Consider the following 6,865-nt stretch of genomic DNA (forward strand, 5'->3'; position numbering starts at 1 on the left):
GCTGCCCGGCTTTGCCGTGCCATCAACGCGTTGAACTCGTGCGGAGATTCCGAACATGTTGTCCGAGGACGAGCTGGCGTTGCTCGAAGCGATCCGCGACAGCGGCAGCCTGTCGCGGGCGGCGGCCAAGCTCGGCAAGGCGCCGAGCACGGTGTCCCACGCGGCGCGGCAACTCGAGGAACGCTTCGACGCCCTGCTGTTCGATCGCCGCCGTTATCGCCTGGAACTGACGCCGGCCGGAGCGCTGCTGGCCAGCGAGGCCACGCGGCTGATGCAGGACGTGTCCCGCCTCACCCAGCGGGTCAAGCAGGTGGCCGGCGGCTGGGAAGACCGGCTGCGGATCGTCACTGACGAAGTGCTGGAGTTCGCGACCCTGCTGCCGGTGATCGCCGATTTCGATGCGCTCAAATCCGGCGTCAGCCTGCGCATCACCCACGAAGTGCTCGGCGGCACCTGGGAAGCGCTGCGCGACGGCCGCGCCGATCTGGTCATCGGCGCCACCAACGAACCGCCGCTGATCCCGAAGCTGCGCTGGCAGGAACTCGGCCGCATGGACTGGGTGTTCGCGGTGTCGCCGAAGCACCCGCTGGCCAGGGCCCGGCAGCCGGTGGAACGGGAAGCGATCGCCGCCTGCCGCGCGATCGTGGTCGCCGATTCCTCACGCCGTCCGGATGCCCGCAGCTACGGCCTGCTCGGCGGCCAGCCGGTGCTCGCGGTGCCGAGCATGCGCGCCAAGATCGCCGCCCAGCGCGCCGGCCTCGGCATCGGCTGGCTGCCGCGCGAACGAGTCGCCAGCCTGTTGGCAGCTGGCGAACTGATCGAACTGAACATCGCCGATCCGCGTGAGCCGAACACGCTCTATGTCGCCTGGCGCGGCGATCACGATGGCCGGGCGCTGAACTGGTGGGTCGAGCAGCTGAAGCAGCCACGGCTGGCCGCGGCCCTGGTCAGCGGGCGGGATTTTCAAGGCTGAATCACGGCGCTAGCCGCGATTCAGCCTGCCATCCTCGGCCACCAGCCGGGTGATCACCGACCAGTCCAGCTCGCCGGCACCGCGCGCCACGCCGCCCAGGATGCGGTCGTGCACCAGGCTTGCGGCCGTCACGATCCGCCGCTCGTCTTCTATCCAGGCCGGAGGCTTTGACGGCGTTCGAGTATCGTTATATATTTCATTAATGAAATATCTGTATCTGAATTGTATCGCCTCGTGTCGCCGTCGCCTGCTGGTGCTCGCCAGTGCCTCGGCGCTGGTCGGCTGTGCGAGCTTCGGTGGCATCGCGCCGCAATCGACCTTGCAGGACGTGGCCGCGCTCGATGCCGGCAAAGCACTGGTTTCGTCAGCGCCCGCGGACTGGCCGGACACGCGCTGGTGGCAGGCTTACGGTGATCCGCAGCTCGACGCGCTGGTCGCCGCCGCGCTGGCCGGCAACCCGGATCTGCGACTGGCCCGTGCCCGCGTTGCCCAGGCCGAGGGCTACGCACAGAGCGCCGAGGCCGCGACCCTGCCGCGCCTCGATGCCGAGGCAGGCTTCCAGCGCACCTTCCTGACTCAGCAGGAGTTCAGCCCGTCGCCGGAATTTGCGCATACCTACTGGAAGTCCGATCTGCTGTTGCGCGCCTCCTACACGCTGGATCTCTGGGGCAAGGACGAAAAGGCGCTGGATAGCGCGATCGACACGGTGCGTGCCGGCGAAGCCCAGACCCAGGCCGTGCGTCTGTCGCTGGCTACGGCGGTGGTTCAGGCCTATGTGCAGCTATCGATGCAGCACGCGCTTCGTGACGTGCTGGTCGCCAATCTCGAACGCCAGCAGCAGCTGCTCGATATCGCCCGCCGTCGCCGCGAGGCCGGGCTGGGCACCGAGCTGGAGGTCAATCAGGCGGCGACGCCGCTGCCGGACAGCGAAGCACAGATCGAGCAGATCGACGAGAACCTGGCGATCGGCCGTCACCAGCTGGCGGCGCTGGCCGGACAAGGACCCGGCGCCGGCGACGCGATCGGTCGTCCGCGGCTGGCGCTCGATCACCCGGCCGAACTGCCGGCGGCGCTGCCGGCCCATCTGCTTGGCCGCCGGCCGGACATCGTCGCCCAGCGCTGGCGCGTGGAGGCGAGCAGCCGGGACATCGAAGTCGCGAAAGCGCGCTTCTATCCCGACGTGAATCTCGCCGCGTTTGCCGGCGTCGCCAGCCTGAACCTGAGCACCCTGGTCACCGGCAGCCTCGCCGACATCGGCACCGCCGGCTTCGGCCCGGCGATCAGCCTGCCGCTGTTCGACGGCGGCCGTCTGCGCGGCAACCTGCGCCTGCAAAGCGCGCGCTACGACGAAGCCGTGGAGCGCTACAACAGCGCGGTGATCGGCGCGCTGCGCGAGGTTGCCGACGAGATCAGCCGTCAGCGTTCGATCCAGCAGCAGCTGGTGCTGAACAGAACAGCCCTCGATAGCGCCCGGCTCGCCGAACAGCAGGCCGAGCAGGGCTTCCACGCCGGCCTCACCGACTACCTCAACGTGCTCAACACCCAGAGCGTGCTGCTGCAGCAGCAGCGCAACCGCACGCAGCTGATCGCCCGCCAGCTGGAAAGCCATGCGGCGCTGATGGCGGCACTCGGCGGCGGTTATCAGGCCACGCAGGAAGTGGCCATCCACGGAGAAGCGCAGTGAGCGACAGCTTCCACGAAGTCGAGCAGCGCATCGCCATCACCCGCAAGCGCCTGCGCGGCTATCCGCATCAGCGGGTGATGCTGGCGCGGCTGGTCGCTCATGTGCAGAAGCGGCAGAGCGATCTCTGCAATCTGGCGCTGAAGGCCTACGACCTGAACATGGTCACCTACACGGCGCTGATGATGCTGTACGGCTCGCCGAACCAGACGCTGACGCCGTCCGAGCTGAGTCAGGCAACCGGCGAGAAGCCGACCAATGTCACCCGCGTCTGCGATGAGCTGCTGGCCAAGGGCCTGATCGAGCGCAGCGCCGGCACCGAGGATCGGCGCAAGGTGGTGTTGCGCCTGAGCGCGGCCGGCGAGCAGCTGGTCAAGCGCTTTCAGCCGGACATCTGGCAGATGCTGGAACGTCTCTATGGCGGCTTCACCGACAGCCAGACCCAGGAGCTGACCGCGCTGCTGCGCCAGGTGCTGGTCAGGCTCGACCAGGCAGCACCGTGAGCGCAATCGCTCCCCACGCAGTTGCCGTCGCCCCGTGGCGCAGCGCGCTGCGGGAGTGGCCGGCCAGCGAAGGCCGCGCCTGGATCTTCGTTGCCAAGACCATCGTCGCGGCGATGCTGGCGCTGTGGATCGCCTTCCGCATCGGCCTCGATTCGCCGCGCACGGCGATGCTGACCGTGTTCATCGTCGCCCAGCCGCAGACCGGCCTGGTGCTGGCGAAAGGCTTCTACCGCATCGCCGGCACCCTGGTCGGCTGCGCGGCGACGCTGATCCTGCTGAGCCTGTTCGCCCAGCAGCGCGAGCTGTTCCTCGGCGCGCTGGCGCTGTGGATCGGCCTGTGCACCGCCGGTGCGACGCGGGCTCGGAATTTCCGCGCCTACGGCTTCGTGCTGGCCGGCTACACCGCCTGCCTGATCGGCCTGCCAGCGACTCAGCATCCGGAGCTGAGCTTCGCGATTGCCGTGACCCGCGTTTCCGAAGTGCTGCTCGGCATCTTCTGCGCCGGCGTGGTCAGCGATCTGCTGCTGCCGCAGACGCTGGGCAGCAGCCTGATCGTCACGGTACGCGGCAGCTATCGCGACTTCGCACGCTTTGTCGTCCATGCCCTCCAGGGTCGGCTCGATCACGCCTCGATCGAGCGCGCCCACGATGGCTTTCTCGCCCAGGTCATCGCCTTCGAGGCGCAGCGCGATGCCGCCTATTTCGAAAGCCCGGAGACTCGTCTGCGCAGCGGCCGCTTGCGCTTGCTCAATGCCGATTTCATGACCGCGACCACCGGCATCCATCTGCTCCACCAATTCACGGAACGCCTGCGCCGCCGACACCAGCAGTCAACGATCGATCGACTGACACCCCTGTATGCCGCGCTGGCCGACGTTCTGCTGCCGGCGGACGGCCAGTTGCCGGCGATGGCCGCCGAAGCCCGGCCGCTGCTTGCCCGGCTGGCCGGCTTCCTCGAACGACTGCCGACCTTGATCGCCGAAGCCGGCAGCGGCCTGGACGAGGCCGCGCCCAGCGATCGCCTCGACTTCGACTGCGACGACAACCTGCTGCAGCGCTTCGCCGAAGACCTGCAGGCGTATACCGAGAGCTACATCTCGCTGATCTCGCCTGGCGACCGGCTGCCGCGGCCGGCACCGCCTTACGTGGCGCACGGCGACGCGATCACCGCGGCGCTCGCCGGGCTGCGCGCCACGGCCGTGCTGCTGGTGGTCAGCGCGTTCTGGATCGTCACTGCCTGGCCGAGCGGCATCGGCGCGGTCATCATCGCCTGCACCCTGTGCTGCCTGTTCGCAGCACTGCCGGCACCGGTGGCCGCCGCGCGTGGCCTGGCGATCGGCTTCGGCGCAGGCCTGGTCGCCTCGTTCACTTGTGGCTTGCTGGTGCTGCCGCAGCTCGATGGCTTCGCCCTGCTGGTGGCCGGCATGGCGCCGTTCATCATGGTCGGCGCCTGGCTGATCGCCAATCCCCGCACCGCCGGCATCGGCGCTGGCTACTGCCTGATGTTCGGCAGCACCATCGGCCTCGACAACGTCTCCCGCTACGACCCCGCATTGCTGCTCAACGAAGGCTTCGCGGCGCTGCTCGGTGCGCTGATCGCCACCGCGGCGTTCGCGCTGATCGTGCCGGCCGGCACCCGCCGCCTGCGCCTGCACCTGACGCGCAGCCTGCGTCGCCAGGTGCTGCTCGCCTGCTTCGAACCGGAAACCGGCCTGCGCCATCGCTTCGAGAACAGCACCCGCGATCTGCTTGGCCAGCTGCTCGCCGGTGCCGATCGCGGCAGCGGCGAAGACCGCGCCCTGCTGGCGCGAGCGATGGCGGTGCTGGAAGCCGGTCGTGCGGTGATCGATCTCCGCGATGCAGCGACCATCGGCACCCTGCGGATCGATAGCCGCAGCCATCTGAACGGCGCCGTGCGCGCCGTCGCGCGGCTGTTCCAGAAGCCGGCCGCACGCCGCCGCCAGCAAGCACTGGCCGGCATCGACAGCGCCGGGGCGCGCATCGATCAGGCGCTGGATGCCAGCGACCACGACGCCGAAGAGCGCCGGGCGCTGAACCGCGGCCGCACCGCGCTGCATCTGCTTCGCGGCCTGCTGCTCGATGACGCCAGCTACGCCGCCCTGTCATCGCTGGAAACGTCCCTGGAAACACCCTCGTCGCCGCAAGGAGCTGCCGATGCCACGTGAGATCGAACTGTTCGGCTTCTTCCTGCCGACCCTGCTGCCGATGTTCCTGTTCGCCTTCGGCCTGCAGTGGCTGCTCGACGGCCTGCTCGGCAGCCTCGGGGTCTATGGCCGCGTCTGGCACCCGGCGCTGTTCCGCTTCAGCCTGTTCGTCTGCATCTTCGGCGCGCTCGGGCTCGCGCTGTATTCCTAGGTCTGCCAAATGAATCCGAGAAACCTGCTGCGCCTGCTGTCGACCGGCCTGATCTTCGCCGCTGCCGTGGTCATTGGTCTGACCCTGTGGCGCCACTACCAGTATTCGCCGTGGACGCGTGATGGCCGGGTGAAGGCCGATGTCATCGCGATCGCACCCGATGTCTCCGGCGCAGTCGTCGAACTGCTGGTTGCCGAGAACCAGCGGGTGAAGCGTGGCGATGTGCTGCTGCGCATCGATGCCGAGCGCTACCAGCACGCGCTGGCCGAAGCCGATGCCGCGGTCAGCGCCCGCAAGGCCGACTACGACATGAAGCGCAGCGAAGCCGCCCGCCGTGCGAGCCTGTCCGGGATCGTGGTGTCGAGCGAAAGCCGTGAAGCTTCGGCATCGACTGCTTCCTCGGCCGCCGCGCTCTATCACCAGGCCCAGGCCGCCCGCGATACCGCGGCGCTGAACCTGAAGCGCACCGAGGTGCTGGCGCCGGTCGATGGCTATGTCAGCAACCTCGAAGTCCACGCTGGCGACTACGCCAACGCCGGCCGGCCGATGCTGGCCCTGGTCGATGTCCGTTCGTTCCGCATCAACGGCTATTTCGAGGAAACCAAGCTGCCGTATCTGCACGAGGGCGATCCCGTCCGGATTCGACTGATGAGCGGTGGCCCCGAACTGCGTGGCCATGTCGACGGCATTTCGCGCGGCATCACCGACCGCGACAACCCGCTGGGCCCGCGCCTGCTGGCCGACGTCAATCCAACCTTCAACTGGGTGCGTCTCGCCCAGCGCGTGCCGGTGCGGATCGCACTCGATGAAGTGCCGGAAGGCACGGTGCTGGTCTCGGGCATGACCTGCACCGTGATCGTCGAACCGGTGGCCGCCGGCAGCTGAATTCTCAGGGCGCGGGAGCAGGCGTGTTCTGCGCGGTCGCCAGCAAGGCTTCGAGCTTCTGCTGGTAGTCCTTGTAGAAGCTGATGTCCTCGTTGGTGACATCGCTGGCGAGCTTGAAGACGTCGCCGCGGTTCGGTGTCACATCCTTCAGCAACAGGTTGATACCGCGCGCGCAGTTCAGGTTGGATGGATCGGCCTTCAGGCACTTCTGGTACTGGCGGTAGGCCAGACGGCGATCGGTATAGCTGTTGTTCCAGTAGTTGTAGCTATCCATCTCGACCAGATTGAAATAGGTCTTGCCCTTGTAGCGGGCCGGCGTTCCGCTGTTCAGGTCGGCAAGCGGTTCGTAGGCCGCGGTGATGCCGTTGCGGATGGCGGTTTCGAACGCGAACACGGTCTGCTCGTGCGGCGTCTTGCCGAGGATCTTGTCGACGCCCGGTGCCACGG

General features: G+C 68.0%; 8 protein-coding genes. 6 read left to right on the forward strand and 2 right to left on the reverse strand.

What is annotated here, in order from left to right; genetic code table 11:
* Positions 1–55: 55 nt before the first annotated feature.
* Complete coding sequence (locus tag Q0D45_RS10255; RefSeq protein ID WP_293392188.1) at positions 56–973, forward strand: LysR family transcriptional regulator; 918 nt, start codon at positions 56–58, stop codon at positions 971–973.
* A gap of 9 nt (positions 974–982) precedes the next feature.
* Here the strand turns inward: Q0D45_RS10255 and Q0D45_RS10260 are convergent, their stop codons facing one another.
* Positions 983–1,105: a hypothetical protein gene (locus tag Q0D45_RS10260; protein ID WP_293392191.1), complete on the reverse strand. Its 123-nt coding sequence runs from the start codon at positions 1,103–1,105 to the stop codon at positions 983–985.
* Positions 1,106–1,175: 70 nt separating this feature from the next.
* On the opposite strand from Q0D45_RS10260, the gene Q0D45_RS10265 reads away from it, so the two are divergent.
* Genes Q0D45_RS10265 through Q0D45_RS10285 form a run of 5 tightly spaced genes read left to right on the forward strand, consistent with a single transcriptional unit; the run spans position 1,176 to position 6,418 of the window.
* Positions 1,176–2,657, forward strand: a complete 1,482-nt coding sequence (locus Q0D45_RS10265) for an efflux transporter outer membrane subunit (protein ID WP_293392194.1) — start codon at positions 1,176–1,178, stop codon at positions 2,655–2,657.
* Positions 2,654–3,157: a MarR family transcriptional regulator gene (locus Q0D45_RS10270; RefSeq protein ID WP_293392197.1), complete on the forward strand. Its 504-nt coding sequence runs from the start codon at positions 2,654–2,656 to the stop codon at positions 3,155–3,157. The genes Q0D45_RS10265 and Q0D45_RS10270 overlap by 4 nt, the downstream gene beginning before the upstream one ends.
* Positions 3,154–5,343, forward strand: coding sequence for an FUSC family protein (locus Q0D45_RS10275; protein WP_293392201.1), 2,190 nt, complete (start codon positions 3,154–3,156; stop codon positions 5,341–5,343). The genes Q0D45_RS10270 and Q0D45_RS10275 overlap by 4 nt, the downstream gene beginning before the upstream one ends.
* Positions 5,333–5,533 carry a DUF1656 domain-containing protein gene (locus tag Q0D45_RS10280; protein WP_293392204.1) on the forward strand — a complete coding sequence of 67 codons (201 nt, stop codon included), beginning with the start codon at positions 5,333–5,335 and terminating at the stop codon, positions 5,531–5,533. The genes Q0D45_RS10275 and Q0D45_RS10280 overlap by 11 nt, the downstream gene beginning before the upstream one ends.
* Positions 5,534–5,542: 9 nt before the next feature.
* Positions 5,543–6,418, forward strand: coding sequence for an HlyD family secretion protein (locus tag Q0D45_RS10285; protein WP_293392207.1), 876 nt, complete (start codon positions 5,543–5,545; stop codon positions 6,416–6,418).
* A 4-nt stretch (positions 6,419–6,422) separates the two neighbouring features.
* On the opposite strand, the gene Q0D45_RS10290 is transcribed toward Q0D45_RS10285, so the two are convergent.
* On the reverse strand, positions 6,423–6,865 hold a 443-nt coding region (locus Q0D45_RS10290; protein ID WP_293392210.1), incomplete at its 5' end, for a hypothetical protein.

Origin of the sequence: Nevskia sp. (assembly GCF_023266035.1) — a bacterium.
GTDB lineage: Bacteria > Pseudomonadota > Gammaproteobacteria > Nevskiales > Nevskiaceae > Nevskia.